Genomic DNA, 16,980 nt, shown 5'->3' on the forward strand with positions numbered 1-16,980 from the left:
GTACTGGCGTGGGTGGTCGGCGTAGCTGTCGAACTGGCCGTAGCCGTACAGGACGTTGTAGCCGTCATCGCCGTGGCCTTTGGTTCCTTCGCTGAAAGCGATCATGTCCAGGAAGGCGCGCACGTTGCTGGCGGCCACATCGGCCGGCACGTTGACCGGTGCGTAGGTGCTGGGGGTCAGGCTCACGATCACATCCTCAAAAATCGTTGTCGTCTGGTCAGGCTCACCGCCCGCCCACTCTGGCGCGAGGCCTTGCCACCCATCGGGCAAGATGCCGTCCCAGGCCGGTGCGCCCTGCCCTTGCTGGCGCTTCGCCAGGTCCACCGCGACCAGCACCACCACGGCCCCGGCCAGCAGGAACAAGAGGCGGGATTGGGTCATTCATAGAACTCCCACAGCCCGCCGTAATCGGTGGCGCCGAAAGCGTTCAGGTCTTGCACTCCGAGCGTCGCGCTGCCCGTTGTGCGAGCGGTTGCACGGCCAATGGCACGCCCGCCGCCCTCGGCCGAGGTGAGCCGTACAAGGTAATCAGTTCCCGCCATAGCTGCAGTGAAGTTCACCGTGTAGTTGCCCGTTCCGCCGCGCGACGTGGACGCCACGTTGAAGCCCTTTAGCAATGTTCCATCTGCCCGGATGTAGGCCCATGCCTTGAGATTCAGCCCGGACAGGCCCCCTGCTGATCCGCTGGTAACTGGCATGCGTCAGCCCTCCACCGTCACGACGTTGGCATTGCTGGCGATATCGCCGATGCACTGGATGGCCTGCGTGGTGCACACGCCCACCAGCTCCAGCGCGCCGCCCGGGATGATGCGCACACCGTTGGCGACCGTGGCCGCCCCGGCGCCGAAGCCCACGTACAGGTTCCCGGCCGTGTCTTTGTTCTGGATCAGCAGGTATTGGCGGGCGAGGTTGGCCGCCAGCAGCTGGGCGCTGGCATTGGTTACCGTCTTGTTCAGGTTGGTGAACGCCGATGTGCGGGCCACCACGGTCTGCGACACGCTGACCGTCCCGCCCAGGCCGTCGATAAATTTCTCATCACCGATGAAGATGCGCAGGTTGTTGTTTGCGCCCGATACATCGGTGATTTCCAGGCGCTGGAATGGCGTGGCCTCAAGGCCCTGACCCGCAACCAGCCCTTTGAGCGTGCCCCACTCGGCGCGCACATCTACAGCACCGTCGGCCGACAGGATTTTGAAGTACTCCCCGATCACAGGGAGCTGGTACACGCCGCTGGCGGGCACCTGAAACGAGTAGATGGCGGATGGCTTCATTTCTTCACCGAGGTGTAAGCGACCCACGCCATGGCAAGCACGGCGGCGATCAGAATCTTGTCTGTCAGCGCGCCCCGGCCCTTGGCGTCGGCGTAGGCATCCTTGACCATCGAGCCCACGTACTCAGCGCTGTTGAAGGCCTTGTTCATGGCCGAGGTAGCGAGGCCGAGCGAACCGCCCAGGGCGTCGCTGGCGAAGTTGTAGGCGTTGCGCTGGGCGGCGTTGTTCGTTGACTCCGCGAAGGCCAGCGCGTCGCTGTTGGCATCGAGGGCAGCGTCCAGGGCCTTACCACCAAAGCCGAGGGCACCCATCACCGTGTCGCCCGCAAATTCGATGGCCCGGTTGCCGAAGCCGAAGGCGGTTTTTCCGACATCGTTGCCATAGGCGAAGGCGGCGTTCACCGCGTTGCCGTCCAACGTGTTGATCGTGATGGTCGATCCACCTTCAGCCGAGGCACCGCCCTGCCCGATCACCCTGCGGTTGTCGGTCTGGTTGGTGCTCTGCGAGGTATCGCTGTTGCTTTCAGACATGGATTGCTTTCGTCATCACGGAACCAGTGCGTTCCCACCCTTGGCGCAGGCACTGGCGTTCAATGTGTTCTCGGGCGGTGGTCATTGCCAGGACGCTGGCGCCAAAGCAGCGCGCGGTTCCCATCAGGGCTTCGTCGAACTCGGCACCGTGCAGGCGATCACCCTGGCTCACCAGCCCCACCACATCCAGGCGGGTGCCGCGCCCGAACACCACAGGCCGCAGGGCCACCAGCGCACGCTGGCCGCCATCGGTGAAGGTGAACAGATGGGAGCCGTGCAGCGCCTCACGCGGTACCGCCAAGCCGCCCCAGGGGCTGGCCTCGACCGATGGCCGCATGGCCTCGATCATTTCCGGCGTCCAGGCGGTGGGGGTTACTTGCGCAGGAAGTACCACGCGGCGACTCCTGCGGCGATCAGCCACCAGTTGATTCCACCGGAGGCCCCTTGCAGCGAAACGCCAGAGCCGCCCATGTTCACGATGAAGTCGCCGTTGCTGGCACCGAAGCTCGCGCCCCGTTGATCCATGCCCGAGCTGGCCGAGCTGGAAAACCCGATAGGCGGCAGGCCCATGCCGAAGCCCACGCCACCAGCACCGCCGCCGAACGGCAGGGAGAGAGAGAGGCCCGCAGCCATTCCTAACCCTTTCGCAGCAGCAGCACTGCGGCAGCGCCCAGGCCCATCAGCACCAGCATGGGCGAGATGTACACGCCCCCGGTGCGGCCGATGGCAATCGGCCGGCCTTCGATGGCAACGCCACCGGGGCCGATGGTCTGGTACTGCCCAGCGAGATTCCAGGACGTGGCGTCTTCCGTCGCCAGCGCCTGGTCATAGCCCGCAAGAGCACCCGAGAACACCCCGACAAACATGCGGAGTGGACGAAGGCGGTCCTGTTGGTCGATCAGTTCCGCGTTGGTCATGGTCAGTACGGGCCGTAGGGCAGCAGTTCTTCGGTCTCGATGGTGATGGTTTCACCGGCCGAGAACGTGCCATAGAAGATCGCGCTGGCAATGCCCACCTCGCGGCGGGTGTCCCAGGTGCGGCCGGACAGTTGGCCGTCTTGCACTGGGTCGAACACCACCAGATTGGCCTGCGGCACCTTGAAGTTGTCCTTCTGCAGCGCTTCGTTTTGCAGCTTGGTCAGCTCGTGCTCGGTGATGCCCTCGCGCACGGTCTTCAGGGCCGTCATGTTGGCACTGTAGATGTAGATGCGGCGGTAGTTGGAGCCACCACCAGCGGGGTCCACGTGGGGGACCAGCAGGGCGAAGGTGCCTGCACCGCCGATCACTTGGGTCGAACGATGACGGCGCGCGATCAGCGGGCGGATCAGTGCCTCGGCCGGATCGTTGGTGGGTGGCGACACATCGGCCACACCAACCAGCGTCGGGCTGGTGGCGCCGCTGATCGTCACTTCCAGGCGCAGCGTGCGGATGCCCGATGGCTGGCTCAGATCGATGGCGCCTGCCTGGCGCGCGTTGGGCGTCACGGCCTTGCGGTCCATGAAATCGATCTTCAGGATCGTCACGTCCGAGGCGCCGCCGTTGTACAGGTTCGATGCATCGAGTTTCGAGCCATCGGTTTCGAAAATGGTCTTGGCGTTGGCCTTCAGCTCGATCTTGGCGATCATGCTTTTGGTGAAGGTACCGCCGAGGGTGAGGGTCAGCTTCTCCAGCACAGAGCCGAGCAGCTTGGTCATGTCCGAGATAGCGACACCGGACGCGACAACGTTCTGGAACGGATCGAGGGCAATTTGCTTGTTCATAGCGTGCCCCGATCAGTTGAGTGCGTCTTGGATGTAGGGCACTTGGCGGGCCACGATGACACCGGCCACGCCGAGCGCCATGGTGCGCGCTGCAGGGTTGTCGATGAACTTGTAGGCTGCGAAGCAACCGCCCAGCGCGATTGCAATTTTGGTGAGCTGGGAAGTGGTCAGGTTCATGTCGGCCTCAGGCGTCCGGGGTTGGTTGAAAAGACAACCCGATGAGACCGCCCGAGGGACAAAAAACCAAATCCGTGCCCTAAGGCACACCGCCTAAGGCGCCCGTTTTTGGGCCTGCTGGCGGCCAGAAAATTTCAGCATCCCGCGTGAAATTTCTGGCGATGTGTCGCGTTTTTCCAACCAGTGCAGTGGCTGTAGGCCGGTGATCTCGGCCACGTTGATGCCCCATTGCTGCGCGAAGGACTTGGCGGCGGCCACGTTGCCCAGGCGGCCGGTGTGGATCAAGTCGCAGTTGTTCAGGAAGGACTTGTCCACCTCGGTCGGGGTCTGGCTGGCCCCGATGATGCTGATCGACTTGGTGCCGTTCTCGTAGCGGCGGCCCACGTTCACGATCTTTTTCCAGGCGGCTGGCGCGTGGCTCGCCTTGGTCACCTCGGCCAGTTCGTCCACGAACAGCACCACGTTGCCCTCGCGCCATGCCAGCTCACAGAAACGGGCGAACTGCTCGTGCTGGTTGAAGTCATGGTTCATCAGGTAGCGCGCCTGGAACGCCTTGCCCCGGCAGGCCCGGACGAACGCGGCCCAGTCGGTGAAGGGTTCGCCTACCCCGTTGAGCATGTCGTCGTGCTTTGGGTCCCACACCATGAGGCGGCGGGGCTTGAGCTTCTGCAGCTGCTGCACCACCCAGGCCGTCTTGCCGGTGCCGGTGGCGCCGAATGCTGCCCAGCGAAAAGGCGTCACGCGGATTCCTTCACCGGGGTGGCCTCGATGGTGCGGCCGTGTTTCTCCAGGGCCGTGACGTAGCCCATGGCCAGGGGCACCAGGGAGATCACCAGCATGGCAACTTCGGGGTTCCGGCCGGCCAGTTCGGTGATCCGGGTCATGTAGCGCTGCAGCACCGGGGCGGCGGCGTCGGCGGGGCCGCGCAGCACATCGTCGGGCCACTCTTCCATGATCTCCGGCATGCTCTTGGCGATGGCCGAGCGCACGGCGCGCAGGCCTGCGAACACGATGCGTGAGATGCCCAGGCTGACCTGCTGGAGCATGGCCGCTTCCTGCTGCGCGGCTTCGTCGGCCTCGGCCTGCTGCTGTGCCTGCGCGGGGCCCGATGGTGCGTCCACCGGGGTGAACGTGACTTGTTCGAGGGGGTCGATGGCTTCGGGCTTGGTGGTCATGGTCAACCGATCAGGAGGGCGTATTTACGGGTTGGTGGTGCCGGTACCGGCGCGGGGCCCGGAGCTGGTGCCGGGGTGGGGTCGGCTACCGGGGCTGGGGCTTTTTCGATGCTTGCCAGCCAGTCGCGCTCGCAGGCGCTGCCCCGGTGGGCGTAGGCGCTGTGGCCGCAGTCGTCGGCCTCGCACTCGTAGTTCAAGGCACCGCCCGCCGTCCGGTGGAACGTGACGCGGTCCCCGCACATTGGGCACTTGCCGCGCCCCACTCGTTCGGACTTGCGGGCCATGGCTTACAGTCTCCGCAGCTCGGCAGCGTCGAACACCAGCTCTTCGGTTTCGCCGTCCAGCAAAACCGGGACTTGGGTGTCTTCGTAGAGCGGATTGCCCTCTTCGTCTTGCACCCGCCCCACCTTACCGGCGCGGCCGAAGTGCTCGTGGTCTTCGTCTTTGACCTGAACTTGGTCCCAGGGGTTGAATTGACGCATCTGCGTTCTCCAGTTGAATGCCGGGGACCGCCCGGCGCGGCTTCAGCCCTCGACCAGATCGGGGACAAAAAAGTAGCTGTGATCGGTGAGCCGCAGGCGATCGACCAGGATGTCTCCCCTGCCCTGCCGACCCCCGGCATCGGCGACGGCCTCGATCCAGTCGTCTATCAGCTGCTGGGCCTCGGGGATGTGGCCGTGCTGGGCCACCAGGGCGAGGAAGTCGCCCAGCTTCCCGTAACGGGTGAGCACCTGCAGCTGCTCTTGCTCGATGGTCCCGACTTGGTGCTCGTCATCGAGGCTCAATTCGGGCTCGGCGGCGGCCTCGTCGTCCTCGATCTCGTCGATGCCGAAGTGATCCTTCAGGCCGCGCGACCACGTGAGCATCCGGCGGCCGTCGAACTCGGCCACGAACTCACGAAAGGCGCAGATCGCGTGCCCATCACCAGCCCGGGCCAGCTCCAATAGCTGGAAGGGGGTGTAGTGCTCGCGCGCGCCCCAGTTGTCGCGCTTGCCGATCTTGGCGTGGCTGCTGGTGAGCTCGGAGGACATGCCCCAGGTCTCATCGTGGCCCCACTTGGCGATGTAGTCGGCCGCGTCCTTGCCGCCCCGTACGTCCAATGCGTACTGACCGGCCCAGTTGCGGTTGCTGGCGTCCACGAGGCCGCGCTTTTCCAGCAGGCGCACCCAGTGGCCGCGCAGGTGCTCGATGGCGGCGCTGTTGAGGCGGCCAGCGTCATCGGCTGGGCCCTCGGCGAACGCCCCGGCGTCACAGAACACCAGCATGTGCAGGTGCGGGTGCCAGCCGTTGGCCCCGCCATAGGTCACTTCCAGGGAATTGACCACGCCGATTTTGTTGGCCCGCTCCATCACCGCTTTCCACTTGCGGCAGTTCTGGAACGACTGGCGGGCCTTGCCGAAAGGCTCCATCAGCTCGGCCAGGGGCTGGCCCACGTAGTGGGGGAAGGTGAAGGTCAGCAGGTAGGCGTGCCCACCGGCCGCCACGTGCGACACCATGGCGTGCTGCAGTTCGCGGCGGCGCTGCTCGGCCACCTTGGCGGCGCACACCGGGCAGGCCCAGACGCTGCCGCAGGTCTTGACCTTGCCCAGGCGTGCCCGGGCGCCGTCGAACTTGCGGAACACCGGCATCGCCACATCGTCGATCACGTGGCGGTGGCACCAGACCGTGCGGTGTTGGGCCTTGGGCTCCAGGTTCTTGACGAACAGGATGGATTGCGAGGTACGCAGGGCCGTGTGGCGCCGTTTCAGGCCCTGCCGCTGTGTATCGAGCCGCGCGTGGAGATCGCCGCCGTGTGTATGGATTTCGCGTGTATACCGAGACATCGTTACACCCCGCCTTTGGTGCGGGCCGCGATCATCTCGCGCAGGTGCTTGGCGCTCTTGCCAGCGGTCTCGCACTGGATGCGCAGGGTGTAGTGGCCCTCGACCAGCCGATAGGCCTCCTGCAGCCAGCCGTGGGCCGTGGTGACCATGCCCAGGGCCATCTGCAGGTCTTCGTTGGGGAGCTGGGGGAACATGGGCTTTTCAGCCGCTGGGCGTGTTGGGGCGGGCGTACTCATGGCGCGGCGTCCCCAGCCGCTGCACACAGGGCCATGCCCAGGCTGTAGGCATCTGCCGGGGAAAGCTTGCGGTCGATGACGATGGGGCCACGGCGCAAGATGAGCTGGACACGGGCCTCAGGCACACCGCCTAAGACAGGGATCAGCATGGGGGCGACGGTTACCTGCTCGCCCGGGGCAGTCTTGATGGTGGTTGCCATGGCTCAGACCCACCCCGCACCGATGTGCAGCAGGCCGCCGCGCCGGACGATGCGGTCGGTGTTCTCGCGCCAGGAGTTCATGACGCAGGCCCAGGTGTGGCACAGCTGGACTTTCAGTTCTGGGAATTCTGGGCTGTCGATGACCTTGTCGACGGCCTGCAGGGCGGCGACATTCTTCCGCTCTTCGACCAAGAACAGCCGCAGATCACTGCGGTCGATGGTGTTCAGTTCTGACATGTGGCGCTTTCGAGAGGTCCGGCGCCATCGAGGGTGTCCCCTGGCCAGCAGGAACCAGGTTGAAAGCGCCAGCCCTCCGGGTTGATGTGGTCTGACCGGGGGACGGCGCGACTATAGGTCTGGATTCAGTACTACGTCAAGCACTCAGTACGTACTGTCTCGATACCAGTTGATGAGGCCCGAACGTTCGGAGACACTCCCGCCTTAGGAACACTGCCTAAGGACGCCAGCCATGAATACACGTGAATACCTCGCCGCCGTGAAGGCAAAACACAACATCGTCAGCGACTACGCCCTAGCCAAGTTGCTGGGCGTGAGCCGCCACCGGGTGAGCGACTGGCAGGCTGGACGTGGGGCGATGGGCCCGCTGATGTGTTTCAAGGTGGCCGAACTGCTGGGGGAGCAGCCCGCTGCCGTGGTGGCAGAGATAGAGCTCGAGCGCGCACAGAACGCCGAGAAGGAAGAAGACGCCGACGCCTGGAAGAAGGTGATCCGGCGTATGGGCGGCACGGCGGCCACCATTTTGGTGGCGCTTGGAGTGGGCGGAATCTCTAATGCTGACGCGAAGTTAGCTCAGCCTTCTCAGGCAGAACATTTATACATCGTATCAACTATTGATCGTCCTTCACGAACACTCCACAAACCAGCCCAACTGCACCGTCTTTCCCTATGATGTTCCACCTACCGCACCACAAGGCGCCATGAACATCGACACCACGTCTTTGATCCGGGACATGGGCATGAACGCGGGCCTGCTGTGCTTTCTGGCCGCGCTGTACAGCATTGTCCTGAGCGGGCTGCGCCATCCTGATCTGAGCATCCGGAAGGCGCGTCAGCGGTGGTTGCCCTGGATCACGGGGTTCCTGTTTGGGCTGACCGGCATCCTGACCATGCTCGTGCCGCTGCGGTTGGCCGAAGGCGTGATTGTTGATGCCCGGCTGGTGATGGCGGGCCTGGCCGGTGCTTATCTATCGCCCTTGGGGGCTGTCTTGTGCGCGGTGGTGCTGGGGGCCTACCGGCTTAGCCTGGGGGGCATTGGCAGCGGCCCGGCCATGGTGGGGATTGTGCTGACCACGGGCATCGGGTGGCTCTGGCAGCGCTACAGGCCTTACTTTTCTCGGCAGCGCTTTGGCGCCTGGTCCGATGGGTTCTGGCTGGTCGGGCTGGGCTTTAGCCTGGCGGCGGGCGGGATGCTGGCGATACAGACCTTGCCGCCAGAGATCGCACGGGCGGTCACAGAGCGGTCCTGGATGGCGGTGGTGGTGATCTATCCCATCGGCACGGTGCTGCTGGGGTTTCTGCTCGACAACACGCAAAAGCTCAACCAGCGCGAAGAAGCCCTGGAGCAGACGGCCGAAACCTTGAAGACCATGCTCGCCGAGGCGCGCCAGGCCGCCAGCGTGTTTGTCAACAGCAAGGACACGATCGCCATCGTGCAGCCGGATGGCACGGTGCTGGATGTCAACCCGACCTACACCAACGTGCTGGGCTATTCACGCGAAGAACTGATTGGCAAGTCGTCCGCCGTCCTGCGCATTGACGAAGGGGGCGAAGCCACGTTCCTGCGCCGCGTGGCGCAGGCCATCGAGAGGGACGGCCGCTGGCATGGCGAGGTGGTCCGGCGCCGCAAGAACGGCGAGGCTTTTGTCTCGGAAGTCACCATCGAAGGCATCCGGGACCCGGATGGCGTGGTGCGCAAGTGGGTGTCGGTGGGCAAGGATGTGACCGAACAACGCCGCCTGGAGCAGGCGCTGCAGCAGTTTGGCAACTACGACGCCCTCACCGGCCTGTCCAGCCGCCGCCTGTTTGCCAAGGAGCTGAATGCGACCCTCCACAAAAGCACCGAAACCACCACCATCCTGGCCTTGTGTCTGCTGGACATCGACCAGTTCAAGGACCTGAATGAGCAATGGGGCCAGCCGCTGGCGGACCAGTTCCTTCGCGTGTTTGCCCAGCGCCTGCGGGCCGAGGCGGGGCCGGACAACCTCATTGGCCGCATTGGTGGCGACGAGTTTGCCGTGGCACTGAGAGACTGCGCACACACCGAGGCCGCCCTGCAACGGCTGGAAGCCCTGCGCCAGGCACTCGCGCGGACGGCGGTGCTGGACAACGCGCATCTGCGCCTGACCTGCAGCGCCGGGGTCACCTTCTACCCCGATGATGTCGCCGACGCCGATGGCCTGATCCGCCATGCAGACCTGGCACTGTATGCAGCCAAGGAGCAAGGCAAAGACCGGATCGTGGTGTTCGACATCCAGCAGGGCCAGCGGGTGCAGGCGCGCAGGCACACGGCCAAGCTGGTCGAAGACGCCTTGCTGCGAGGCGAGATGGAGCTGTTCTTCCAGCCCAAGGTCAGGATTTCCGATGGGCAGCTCATTGGGGCCGAATCCCTGATCCGGTGGCACCACCCCGAGCGGGGACTGCTGGCGCCCGGCGCTTTCATGGATGACATTGTGGGCACCCCTGCGGCCAGCAAGCTCGACTACTGGGTGCTGTCCGCTGCTTTCAAGGCCGGTCTCACGCTCGTCGCCCAGGGCAGCCCCCTGCCCTTGAGCATCAACGTCGCTGTGTCCACACTCATCGACCGCCGGTTTCAGCAGGAAGTCGGCCGACTCCTGCGGCAGCACCCTTCCCTGCCCCAGCCGTTTCTGGAGGTCGAGTTGCTGGAGACCGAGACCTTCAACGACCTCTCGGCCGTGGCCTACGTCATCCAGGGGCTGGACGAGTTGGGCGTGCAGTGTTCCATCGACGACTTTGGCACGGGCTATTCGTCGCTCACCTACCTGCAGCGCCTGCCCGCGCAGATCGTGAAGATCGATCAGTCCTTCGTGCGCGACATGCTCAACGACGAGCGCGATCGCGCCCTGGTGCGCGGCATCGTGAGCCTGGCCCATGCGTTCCACCGCACGGTGGTGGCAGAAGGCGTGGAAACCCCGGCCCATGCCGAGGCCCTGCGTGAGCTGGGGTGCGATGGTTTGCAGGGTTATGGCATTGCCAGGCCCATGCCGCTGCCGGATCTGGTCCGCTGGATCCGGGCGTGGCAACCATCGCCTGAGTGGGGCGGCGCCGGGCAGCCTGTGCGTTGACCGTTGACCGTTGACCGTCCTGTTCACGCGCTGGCAAAAGCGCAAACTGCTGCGTTTGCGGCGCTGCCCTCCTCCCCAGCCGCTACCATCCACGCCCATGAATCCTTTACGCCCTGCCCCCTCCCTCCCGTCTTCCGTCCACTTTGGCCACACAGGCCGCGTCTGCGTCGTCACCGGTGGCGCGCAAGGCATTGGCGAAGCCTGCGTGCGCCGCTTTGCCGCCGAAGGCGCCAAGCCCGTCATCGTGGATGTGGACGATGCACGCGGCCAGGCCCTGGCAGCCGAGCTGGGCGCGCTGTATGTGCGCTGTGATGTGGGCGACAAGGCCCAGGTGGATGCGCTGGTGGCCCAGGTGCTCGCGGCCCATGGGCGCATTGATGTGCTGGTCAACAACGCGGGCATCTTCCGCGCGGCGGACTTTCTGGAGGTGACCGAGGCGGACTTTGACGCCGTGCTGCGGGTCAACCTCAAGGGCGCGTTCCTCGTGGGTCAGGCCGTGGCGCGGGCCATGGTCGCATCGGGTGGTGGCGCCATCGTCAACATGAGCTCGGTCAATGGCGTGCTGGCCATTCCGAACATCGCCAGCTACAACGTAAGCAAAGGCGGCGTGAACCAGCTCACGCGGGTGATGGCACTGGCGCTGGCCGACAAGAACATCCGCGTGAACGCCGTGGCCCCCGGCACCATTGCCACCGAACTGGCCGCCAAGGCGGTGCTGACCAGCGAAGAAGCCAAACACAAGATCATGAGCCGCACGCCGATGAAGCGCCTGGGCGAGCCGTCGGAGATTGCCGATGTGGTGGCCTGGCTGGCCAGTGACGCCGCCAGCTACGTCACGGGCGAGATCGTGACGGTGGACGGCGGGCGCATGACGCTGAACTACACCGTGCCGGTGTAGCTATAAGCTATTGAATTGATAGCTTGAAGGGCAATACCATCAGGCGGTAGAGCCGGTTTTTATTCATATTTCAGGCCTGTGCCACGCGCCGCAGCAGCCCCGACATGCTGCGCGGCCAGCCCACCCGGCCAAACCAGGCACCGCCCGCAATGGCCCAGGCGTTGATCAGCCCATACAGCACCAGCGCCCCGCCCTGCGCAGCAAACACCGCCTGCAGCCCGCCGCCCCAGCGCAGGGCCAGCCAGCCCCCGGCCACGGCCACCGCCAGCCGGGCGATGTTGCCGATCACCGGCCACATCAGGCGCCCTGCCCCCTGCGAGGCAAAGTACAGCACCAGGCCCAGGCCAAAGAAGCCATACATCGGGCCAACGGTGCGCAGATAGAGCGCGCCGGATTCGAGCATGGCCGGGTCGCTGTTGAATAACCGTAGCCAGGTGGCAGGGTAAGCAGCGGCCCAGAGCCCGATGGCCTCGGCCATGGCAAAGGCCATGGCGGCGCCGATCCAGGTGGCGCGCAGGGCCCGCTCGCGCTGGCCCGCGCCAATGCAGGTGCCCACCATGGCCACCAGGGGCGCGCCCAGGCCGAACACCAGCGGCACCAGCAGGTATTCGAGCCGCGATGCCGTGCCATAGCCCGCAATGGCCGCTGTGCCAAAGCCGCCCACCAGCGCCGTTGTCACGCCAATCGCGAGGTTGGTGGCCACGGTGGAGACCGTGCCCACCAGGCCCACGCGCAGGATGTCTTTGAACAGCGCCCAGCGAAAACGGATGTGCGCCAGCGACGGCCGCAGCAGGCTGCGTGGCGACCACAGGTATGCCGCCAGCACCGCGCTGCCCACCGCGTAGTACGCCATCAGCGCAATGGCACCGCCCGCAATGCCCAAGCCCGGCAGCGGGCCCCAGCCAAAGATCAGCAGCGGCGACAGCGGCACCAGCACGATGGCGCCCAGCACCGTCACATACGCCGGCACAGCCATGTTGCCGGTGCCACGGATCACGGCCGAGAGGGTGTTGAACAGCCAGACCAGCACCGCGCCCGCAAACACCCAGTTGGAGTAGACCAGCGCCGCCTCCAGCGCCCCGCCCGTGCCGCCCATGCGGGTGTAGAGCCAGCGCCCTCCTCCCACCACGCCCACGGTGAAGACCAGCGCAAACACTGCCGCAATGGCCAGCGCGTGCAGCACCAGCGCATCGGCATCGTCACGCCGCCGTGCACCCAGCGCGCGCGCAATGGCCGAGGCAATGCCGCCGCCCATGGCACCTGCCGAGGTCATCTGCATGAGCATGACCACCGGGAACACCAGCGCCATGCCCGCCAACGCATCGGTGCCCAACTGGCCCACAAAATAGGTTTCGATCAGGCCCACGCCCGCCTGGGCCAGCATGACCAGCACATTGGGCATGGCCAGGCGCAGCAAGGTGGGGGCGATGGGCGCCTCCAGCAGCAGGCGCGTGCGTGGGTCGAGCGCCGGGGTCGCTGCTGCGGTGCTCATGAAGCCGCCCTTGCTGCTGCGGTGGGTGCAGTGAGTGCGGTTGCTGCGCCGGGCCGCCGTGGCACCACGATGCGCACGGTGGACAGTTGCAGCACGTCGCCATGCTGGTTGCGGGTTTCGCTGCGCACGGTGACCATGCCCCGGTCAGGCTTGGATCTGGAGGGCTGGATCTCCATCACCTCGCTCACCACATGCAGCACATCGCTCGCGCGGGTGGGACGGGGCCAGCTGATCTCGGCCCCGGCGCCGATGATGCCGCCCGCAATCGGCAGCCCCGTGGTCACCTGCAGCCGCATGGTGACGGCCGCCGTGTGCCAGCCGCTAGCGGCCAGTCCGCCAAACAGCGTGGCGCGGCCTGCGGCATCGTCCAGGTGAAAGGGCTGGGGGTCGAACTGGGCGGCAAATGTCTTGATCTGGGCCTCGTCCATCGCGTGTTCGCCGCTGGTGTAGCGGTCGCCCACGGCCATGTCGTCCAGGTACAGCGGGGTGTGCGTTTCGGGCAATGCGGCGGCTGCCGCCAGGGTGGAAGTCATGGCAGGTTGCTTTCGATGTCGAAGAAAAATGTGTGGAGGGATCAGGCCGCAGCGGCAGCGGCCCGGCGCGGCAGCGGCGATTCGCGGATGGGTAGGTTCACCAGCGCTGCCCCGGCGGCCAGCGCGATGTCGATGTACCAGACCCAGTCGTAGCTGCCCGTGGCCTGGAAGACGCTGCCGCCCAGGTAGGCGCCCAGAAAACCGCCGATCTGGTGCGACAGCATCACGATGCCAAACAGCATCGCCATGTTGGCCGTGCCAAACATCTTGGCCACCAGGCCCGCCGTGGGCGGCACGGTCGAGAGAAAGGTCACGCCCATCACAGCAGCAAACACCAGCACCACGGTGGGCGTTTTGGGTGCTAGCAAAAAGATGAGCACCGCGATGCCCCGTGTGGCGTACAGCAGCGCCAGCAGCGACTTCATGCGCCAGCGGCCTACGGCCCAGCCCATGGCCAGGCTGCCGACGATGTTGAACAGCCCGATCACGGCCAGCGCCCAGCCGCCCACGTCGGGGGCCAGCCCACAGGCGGCGATCACGCCCGGCAGGTGGGTGGCCAGAAAGGCGACATGGAAGCCGCAGACCAGAAAACCCGCCGCCAGATATCGGTAGCTGGGCGTGGCCAGCGCCTGCGCTATGGCCTCGCGCGCAGTCAGCGCCTTCTGGCCCGATGCGGCAGCGGCCTGCGCCGCCAGCGCGTTGGAATTGCCCTTGAGCACCCACACCGCAGGCAGCGCCAGCAGCACCAGCACGCCCAGCCACTGCATGGCGTTGGCCCAGCCCACGGCGGCCGTCAGGCTGATGGCAATGGGCGCCATCACAAACTGACCAAACGAACCACCTGCGTTGACGATGCCGCTGGCTAACCCGCGCTTGTGCGCAGGCACCAGCCGCGCCGTGGCCGCCATCAGCACCGAGGGGCCGGCCATGCCCGCCCCTCCCGCGGCCAGCACGCCAATCGCAAAAATCAGCCCGGCGGTGGTGGTCATGTAGGGGGTGATGAAGGTGCCCAGCGCCACCAGCGCCACGCCCAGCAGGATGACGCGGCCGGTGCCGATGCGGTCGGCCACTGCGCCGGCAAACGGCTGGGTCAGGCCCCACCACAGCTGGCCAAAGGCAAACGCGAGGCTGATGCTGCCAATGCCCAGCGCGGTGGAGGTGTTCAGCGCCGAGAGGAACAGGCCCATGGTCTGGCGTGTGCCCATGGTCAGCGCAAAGGTGCCTGCGGCCGCCAGCAGCACCAGCCACAGGGCGATGGTGGGTGCGGCCGACCTGGTTTGGGTGGGCTGGGTGTCAGTCGTCATGGCCGGTCTCCTGGTTGGGCAGCGCAGCCAGCAGCTGCAGTGAATCGTCCACCAGTGCATGCAGTGCCACCACGCGTTCGGCACCCAGGGCGTCGTTCAGGGCCAGCTGGGCGGCTTTCCAGTGGCGCTGGGCCTCGGCGCGTTTGTCGCGGCCCGCGTCGGTGATGTGCACCAGGCGGCTGCGCGCGTCGGTGCCCGCCTCCAGCGTGACCCAGCCTGCGTCCACCAGCGGGCGCAGGTTGCGGGTGAGCGTGGAGGCGTCCATCTTCATCTCAGCCGCCAGATCGCCCGGGCGGATCGGCCCGAGCTTGAGCACGTGGGACAGCAGCGAATACTGCGTGGTCTTGAGCCCGCAGCGGGCCATTTCCACGTCGTAGTGGTTGGCCACACGGCGCATGAGCTGGCGCAGCTTGAAGTTGGTGCAGCCCTGCGGCACTGCAGTGGTTGCGGCAGAAGCGCCAAGGCGCTGGGGGCTGGTTTCGGCTTGCATGGATTTAATTGTATCTGCAATAATTGCATATGCAAGTCATCGATTTCAACCACGGCAACGACCAGGACACCCCATGACCCAACACAACCACCTCGAACACTGGCTGGCGCAAGAGCGCGACATCCTCGCCACCCTGGAAGCAGGCCCCGGCCCGGGCGTGGCCCGGCGCGAGCAGATCGCCCACCTGAACGGCCTGCAGCAGATGCAGGCCACGCTGCGCGGCGAGCTGCCCTATGCCGCCATTGCCAAGACGCTGGACTTCTTGATCGTGGAAGTGGGCGACGGCACGGCCATCTTCCAGGGCACGCCCCGCGCAGAGCACCTGAACCCCATGGGCACGGTGCATGGCGGCTGGTTTGCCACCCTGCTCGACTCGGCCCTGGGCTGCGCGGTGCACACGCGCATGGAACCCGGGCGCGGCTACACCACGGCCGAGCTGGGCATCAACCTCGTCAAGGCCATCACCCCCAAGGTGCAGCGCGTGCGCGCCGAAGGCCGCGTGATCCACAGCGGGCGCCAGCTGGCCACGGCCGAGGCGCGCCTGGTGGGGCCGGACGGCACACTCTATGCCCACGCCACCACCACCTGCCTGGTTTTCGACTTGCCTGCACAATCGAAGGGATGAAATTCCTCCACACGATGCTGCGCGTTGGCAACCTTCAACGCTCGATTGATTTCTATACCAACGTCCTGGGCATGCAGCTGCTGCGCCAGTCCGAGAACCCCGAGTACAAATACTCGCTGGCCTTTCTGGGCTTCGAGGGCGGCAACCCCGACCAGGCCGAGATCGAGCTGACCTACAACTGGGGCGTGGAAAGCTACGAGATGGGCACGGCCTACGGCCACATTGCCCTGGGGGTGCCGGATGCGTATGCCGCGTGCGAGAAGATCAAGGCCTCGGGCGGCAACGTGACGCGCGAAGCGGGCCCGGTGAAAGGCGGCACCACGGTGATTGCGTTTGTGACGGACCCCGACGGCTACAAGATCGAGTTGATTCAGCGCGCCGAAGGCGCGGGTGGCCAGGGTCTGCGTTGATGATGGCTACTATCAAAAATGTAGCTGCTTTGGCATGATGGACGAGCGCAGAAGGCATCTTTGACCATAAAAAAACCCGGCTTTGCCGGGTTTTTTTATGGAGTGCAGGGGTGCAGTTGTTACAGCGCGCCCAGGCCCACTTCCACGCGGCGGGCTTCGGCATTGCTGCCGCTGGCCGTGGTTTCTTCTGGCTTCTTCAGCTCAATCTTGTCTTCAGCCACACCCAGTGCCTTGAGGGCGTCGCGCACGGCAAAGGCGCGCTGCTTGGCCAGCTCGGCGTTCAGGGCGGCGTCGCCCGTGGCGTCGTGAAAGCCCGAGACCACGGCCTTCTTGCCTTCGGCCACACCCTTGACCACATCGGCCAGGGCCTCGTTGGCACCGCCCGCCAGGTCGGCCTTGGCGGTGGCAAAGTAGAACTTCACCACACCGTTTTCCACCCGCACGCTGGCCTCGTCGGCCGCGGCAGCTGCAGCATCAGCGGCGGGTGCCGCTGGCGCGCTGCTTGCAACAGCAGTGGCCGCAGGCTTGGCCGCGCCCGAGGCGCCGACGCGCTTCACCACCACGGTGCCCACCACGGCCGAAATCACCAGCGCAATCAGCGCAAACAGGAAACCAAGGGCAAAACGTTGTTGGCTATCGTCGTCAGAACTGGACATGGAAAATCCCCCGAGTGATGGATGAATGAATAGATGAGCGAATGGCCAAGCCTTGGGGCCCGGCCTGCTGAACAAAGC

At 65.6% G+C, this 16,980-nt stretch carries 26 protein-coding genes and 1 pseudogene; 5 read left to right on the forward strand and 22 right to left on the reverse strand.

Annotated elements, in window-relative coordinates:
• The 17 genes and pseudogenes from AC07Z7_RS19335 to AC07Z7_RS19415 all read right to left on the reverse strand — a co-directional run.
• Positions 1-381: pseudogene (locus tag AC07Z7_RS19335) on the reverse strand (hypothetical protein); the annotation flags it as partial.
• Positions 378-698: a hypothetical protein gene (locus AC07Z7_RS19340; protein ID WP_494767330.1), complete on the reverse strand. Its 321-nt coding sequence runs from the start codon at positions 696-698 to the stop codon at positions 378-380. The gene AC07Z7_RS19340 and the pseudogene AC07Z7_RS19335, both read right to left, overlap by 4 nt.
• 3 nt (positions 699-701) lie before the next feature.
• Positions 702-1,271 carry a hypothetical protein gene (locus AC07Z7_RS19345; RefSeq protein WP_494767331.1) on the reverse strand — a complete coding sequence of 190 codons (570 nt, stop codon included), beginning with the start codon at positions 1,269-1,271 and terminating at the stop codon, positions 702-704.
• Entirely contained in the window at positions 1,268-1,801 is a 534-nt protein-coding gene (locus AC07Z7_RS19350) for a hypothetical protein (protein WP_494767332.1), read from the reverse strand. The genes AC07Z7_RS19345 and AC07Z7_RS19350 overlap by 4 nt, the downstream gene beginning before the upstream one ends.
• Positions 1,794-2,150 carry a hypothetical protein gene (locus AC07Z7_RS19355; RefSeq protein WP_494767333.1) on the reverse strand — a complete coding sequence of 119 codons (357 nt, stop codon included), beginning with the start codon at positions 2,148-2,150 and terminating at the stop codon, positions 1,794-1,796. Before AC07Z7_RS19355 ends, AC07Z7_RS19350 begins: the two co-directional genes overlap by 8 nt.
• A gap of 23 nt (positions 2,151-2,173) precedes the next feature.
• Entirely contained in the window at positions 2,174-2,434 is a 261-nt protein-coding gene (locus tag AC07Z7_RS19360; protein ID WP_422849579.1) for a hypothetical protein, read from the reverse strand.
• Between the two features lie 2 nt (positions 2,435-2,436).
• Complete coding sequence (locus AC07Z7_RS19365) at positions 2,437-2,718, reverse strand: hypothetical protein (RefSeq protein ID WP_422849580.1); 282 nt, start codon at positions 2,716-2,718, stop codon at positions 2,437-2,439.
• Positions 2,719-2,720: 2 nt separating this feature from the next.
• A complete protein-coding gene (locus tag AC07Z7_RS19370; RefSeq protein WP_494767334.1) occupies positions 2,721-3,560 on the reverse strand; it encodes a major capsid protein P2 in 840 nt (279 codons plus the stop codon).
• A 12-nt stretch (positions 3,561-3,572) separates the two neighbouring features.
• Complete coding sequence (locus AC07Z7_RS19375) at positions 3,573-3,737, reverse strand: hypothetical protein (protein WP_422849582.1); 165 nt, start codon at positions 3,735-3,737, stop codon at positions 3,573-3,575.
• A gap of 93 nt (positions 3,738-3,830) precedes the next feature.
• On the reverse strand, positions 3,831-4,478 hold the full coding sequence (locus AC07Z7_RS19380) for a hypothetical protein (protein ID WP_494767335.1): 648 nt from the start codon (positions 4,476-4,478) through the stop codon (positions 3,831-3,833).
• Positions 4,475-4,912, reverse strand: a complete 438-nt coding sequence (locus AC07Z7_RS19385; protein WP_422849584.1) for a hypothetical protein — start codon at positions 4,910-4,912, stop codon at positions 4,475-4,477. The genes AC07Z7_RS19380 and AC07Z7_RS19385 overlap by 4 nt, the downstream gene beginning before the upstream one ends.
• A 2-nt stretch (positions 4,913-4,914) precedes the next feature.
• On the reverse strand, positions 4,915-5,109 hold the full coding sequence (locus AC07Z7_RS19390) for a hypothetical protein (protein ID WP_494767336.1): 195 nt from the start codon (positions 5,107-5,109) through the stop codon (positions 4,915-4,917).
• Between the two features lie 90 nt (positions 5,110-5,199).
• Positions 5,200-5,394, reverse strand: a complete 195-nt coding sequence (locus tag AC07Z7_RS19395) for a hypothetical protein (RefSeq protein ID WP_494767337.1) — start codon at positions 5,392-5,394, stop codon at positions 5,200-5,202.
• Positions 5,395-5,436: 42 nt separating this feature from the next.
• The gene (locus AC07Z7_RS19400) at positions 5,437-6,735 is read right to left on the reverse strand and encodes a protein rep (RefSeq protein ID WP_494767338.1); all 1,299 of its coding nucleotides are present in this window, start codon (positions 6,733-6,735) and stop codon (positions 5,437-5,439) included.
• Positions 6,736-6,737: 2 nt separating this feature from the next.
• Positions 6,738-6,929 carry a hypothetical protein gene (locus AC07Z7_RS19405; protein WP_494767339.1) on the reverse strand — a complete coding sequence of 64 codons (192 nt, stop codon included), beginning with the start codon at positions 6,927-6,929 and terminating at the stop codon, positions 6,738-6,740.
• 38 nt (positions 6,930-6,967) lie between these two features.
• Positions 6,968-7,171: a hypothetical protein gene (locus AC07Z7_RS19410; RefSeq protein ID WP_494767340.1), complete on the reverse strand. Its 204-nt coding sequence runs from the start codon at positions 7,169-7,171 to the stop codon at positions 6,968-6,970.
• A gap of 3 nt (positions 7,172-7,174) precedes the next feature.
• The gene (locus tag AC07Z7_RS19415) at positions 7,175-7,408 is read right to left on the reverse strand and encodes a hypothetical protein (RefSeq protein ID WP_494767341.1); all 234 of its coding nucleotides are present in this window, start codon (positions 7,406-7,408) and stop codon (positions 7,175-7,177) included.
• A 232-nt stretch (positions 7,409-7,640) separates the two neighbouring features.
• Between AC07Z7_RS19415 and AC07Z7_RS19420 the strand changes: the two genes are divergently transcribed.
• From AC07Z7_RS19420 to AC07Z7_RS19430, 3 genes are all read left to right on the forward strand, one after another.
• Entirely contained in the window at positions 7,641-8,081 is a 441-nt protein-coding gene (locus tag AC07Z7_RS19420) for a hypothetical protein (RefSeq protein WP_494767342.1), read from the forward strand.
• A 28-nt stretch (positions 8,082-8,109) separates the two neighbouring features.
• Positions 8,110-10,494: a putative bifunctional diguanylate cyclase/phosphodiesterase gene (locus tag AC07Z7_RS19425; protein ID WP_494767343.1), complete on the forward strand. Its 2,385-nt coding sequence runs from the start codon at positions 8,110-8,112 to the stop codon at positions 10,492-10,494.
• 97 nt (positions 10,495-10,591) lie between these two features.
• Entirely contained in the window at positions 10,592-11,392 is an 801-nt protein-coding gene (locus AC07Z7_RS19430) for an SDR family NAD(P)-dependent oxidoreductase (protein WP_494767344.1), read from the forward strand.
• A gap of 70 nt (positions 11,393-11,462) precedes the next feature.
• On the opposite strand, the gene AC07Z7_RS19435 is transcribed toward AC07Z7_RS19430, so the two are convergent.
• From AC07Z7_RS19435 to AC07Z7_RS19450, 4 genes are read right to left on the reverse strand one after another with little or no spacing between them, the layout of a single operon-like run.
• Positions 11,463-12,884 (reverse strand): MATE family efflux transporter, encoded by a 1,422-nt coding sequence (locus AC07Z7_RS19435; protein WP_494767345.1) that lies wholly within the window; start codon positions 12,882-12,884, stop codon positions 11,463-11,465.
• Positions 12,881-13,417 (reverse strand): MaoC family dehydratase, encoded by a 537-nt coding sequence (locus AC07Z7_RS19440; protein ID WP_494767346.1) that lies wholly within the window; start codon positions 13,415-13,417, stop codon positions 12,881-12,883. The genes AC07Z7_RS19435 and AC07Z7_RS19440 overlap by 4 nt, the downstream gene beginning before the upstream one ends.
• 41 nt (positions 13,418-13,458) lie before the next feature.
• On the reverse strand, positions 13,459-14,721 hold the full coding sequence (locus AC07Z7_RS19445; protein ID WP_494767347.1) for an MFS transporter: 1,263 nt from the start codon (positions 14,719-14,721) through the stop codon (positions 13,459-13,461).
• The gene (locus AC07Z7_RS19450; RefSeq protein ID WP_094286029.1) at positions 14,711-15,211 is read right to left on the reverse strand and encodes a MarR family winged helix-turn-helix transcriptional regulator; all 501 of its coding nucleotides are present in this window, start codon (positions 15,209-15,211) and stop codon (positions 14,711-14,713) included. Before AC07Z7_RS19450 ends, AC07Z7_RS19445 begins: the two co-directional genes overlap by 11 nt.
• A gap of 73 nt (positions 15,212-15,284) precedes the next feature.
• Here AC07Z7_RS19450 and AC07Z7_RS19455 point away from each other — a divergent pair, with 73 nt between their 5' ends.
• Entirely contained in the window at positions 15,285-15,836 is a 552-nt protein-coding gene (locus AC07Z7_RS19455; RefSeq protein ID WP_494767348.1) for a PaaI family thioesterase, read from the forward strand.
• Positions 15,833-16,246 carry a lactoylglutathione lyase gene (gene gloA / locus AC07Z7_RS19460; RefSeq protein WP_494767349.1) on the forward strand — a complete coding sequence of 138 codons (414 nt, stop codon included), beginning with the start codon at positions 15,833-15,835 and terminating at the stop codon, positions 16,244-16,246. Before AC07Z7_RS19455 ends, gloA begins: the two co-directional genes overlap by 4 nt.
• Positions 16,247-16,365: 119 nt before the next feature.
• On the opposite strand, the gene AC07Z7_RS19465 is transcribed toward gloA, so the two are convergent.
• Positions 16,366-16,902 (reverse strand): OmpA family protein, encoded by a 537-nt coding sequence (locus AC07Z7_RS19465; RefSeq protein ID WP_094286035.1) that lies wholly within the window; start codon positions 16,900-16,902, stop codon positions 16,366-16,368.
• Positions 16,903-16,980: the final 78 nt, after the last annotated feature.

It is taken from the genome of Acidovorax sp. GW101-11A03, assembly GCF_059424825.1.

Bases quoted from the DNA above. Each gene is read 5' to 3' on its own strand.
- AC07Z7_RS19445 (WP_494767347.1), bottom strand. From the start codon at position 14,721: ATGACGACTGACACCCAGCCCACCCAAACCAGGTCGGCCGCACCCACC.
- AC07Z7_RS19410 (WP_494767340.1), bottom strand. From the start codon at position 7,171: ATGGCAACCACCATCAAGACTGCCCCGGGCGAGCAGGTAACCGTCGCC.
- AC07Z7_RS19430 (WP_494767344.1), top strand. From the start codon at position 10,592: ATGAATCCTTTACGCCCTGCCCCCTCCCTCCCGTCTTCCGTCCACTTT.
- AC07Z7_RS19450 (WP_094286029.1), bottom strand. From the start codon at position 15,211: ATGCAAGCCGAAACCAGCCCCCAGCGCCTTGGCGCTTCTGCCGCAACC.
- AC07Z7_RS19415 (WP_494767341.1), bottom strand. From the start codon at position 7,408: ATGTCAGAACTGAACACCATCGACCGCAGTGATCTGCGGCTGTTCTTG.
- AC07Z7_RS19425 (WP_494767343.1), top strand. From the start codon at position 8,110: ATGAACATCGACACCACGTCTTTGATCCGGGACATGGGCATGAACGCG.
- AC07Z7_RS19360 (WP_422849579.1), bottom strand. From the start codon at position 2,434: ATGGCTGCGGGCCTCTCTCTCTCCCTGCCGTTCGGCGGCGGTGCTGGT.
- AC07Z7_RS19355 (WP_494767333.1), bottom strand. From the start codon at position 2,150: ATGATCGAGGCCATGCGGCCATCGGTCGAGGCCAGCCCCTGGGGCGGC.
- AC07Z7_RS19465 (WP_094286035.1), bottom strand. From the start codon at position 16,902: ATGTCCAGTTCTGACGACGATAGCCAACAACGTTTTGCCCTTGGTTTC.
- AC07Z7_RS19385 (WP_422849584.1), bottom strand. From the start codon at position 4,912: ATGACCACCAAGCCCGAAGCCATCGACCCCCTCGAACAAGTCACGTTC.
- AC07Z7_RS19420 (WP_494767342.1), top strand. From the start codon at position 7,641: ATGAATACACGTGAATACCTCGCCGCCGTGAAGGCAAAACACAACATC.
- AC07Z7_RS19340 (WP_494767330.1), bottom strand. From the start codon at position 698: ATGCCAGTTACCAGCGGATCAGCAGGGGGCCTGTCCGGGCTGAATCTC.
- AC07Z7_RS19435 (WP_494767345.1), bottom strand. From the start codon at position 12,884: ATGAGCACCGCAGCAGCGACCCCGGCGCTCGACCCACGCACGCGCCTG.
- AC07Z7_RS19365 (WP_422849580.1), bottom strand. From the start codon at position 2,718: ATGACCAACGCGGAACTGATCGACCAACAGGACCGCCTTCGTCCACTC.
- AC07Z7_RS19400 (WP_494767338.1), bottom strand. From the start codon at position 6,735: ATGTCTCGGTATACACGCGAAATCCATACACACGGCGGCGATCTCCAC.
- AC07Z7_RS19405 (WP_494767339.1), bottom strand. From the start codon at position 6,929: ATGTTCCCCCAGCTCCCCAACGAAGACCTGCAGATGGCCCTGGGCATG.
- AC07Z7_RS19370 (WP_494767334.1), bottom strand. From the start codon at position 3,560: ATGAACAAGCAAATTGCCCTCGATCCGTTCCAGAACGTTGTCGCGTCC.
- AC07Z7_RS19345 (WP_494767331.1), bottom strand. From the start codon at position 1,271: ATGAAGCCATCCGCCATCTACTCGTTTCAGGTGCCCGCCAGCGGCGTG.
- AC07Z7_RS19455 (WP_494767348.1), top strand. From the start codon at position 15,285: ATGACCCAACACAACCACCTCGAACACTGGCTGGCGCAAGAGCGCGAC.
- AC07Z7_RS19395 (WP_494767337.1), bottom strand. From the start codon at position 5,394: ATGCGTCAATTCAACCCCTGGGACCAAGTTCAGGTCAAAGACGAAGAC.
- AC07Z7_RS19350 (WP_494767332.1), bottom strand. From the start codon at position 1,801: ATGTCTGAAAGCAACAGCGATACCTCGCAGAGCACCAACCAGACCGAC.
- AC07Z7_RS19375 (WP_422849582.1), bottom strand. From the start codon at position 3,737: ATGAACCTGACCACTTCCCAGCTCACCAAAATTGCAATCGCGCTGGGC.
- gloA (WP_494767349.1), top strand. From the start codon at position 15,833: ATGAAATTCCTCCACACGATGCTGCGCGTTGGCAACCTTCAACGCTCG.
- AC07Z7_RS19440 (WP_494767346.1), bottom strand. From the start codon at position 13,417: ATGACTTCCACCCTGGCGGCAGCCGCCGCATTGCCCGAAACGCACACC.